Annotated in this window: 1 pseudogene; it reads left to right on the top strand. The window is 41.4% G+C overall.

The features are described from left to right. Nucleotides 1-232 (top strand): annotated as a pseudogene (locus ACYP5M_RS26830) (MerR family transcriptional regulator); the annotation flags it as partial.

Genomic DNA, 232 nt, shown 5'->3' with positions numbered 1-232 from the left:
GATTCAACGCTGTGTCAACCAATTGAAAATTGAATTAGAACGTATTCAGATTGGCCACTACCAGTTTTCGGATGATGACATTGTATTATTGAGAAAAATCCAAGATCAGCTGAACGAGGGCATGATTCTCCAAAAGGTCAGCATCTCAGAGAAGAAGCTTAGAAAAGCTACCATCCAGAAACACCCCGTACCGAATGATCAACTGCTTGTACGGGTCAACAGGCTTGAAAAT

Source organism: Peribacillus sp. N1 (assembly GCF_054600815.1).
Note: the sequence above shows the minus strand (reverse complement) of the source record. Positions and strands in the feature narration are given on the sequence as shown.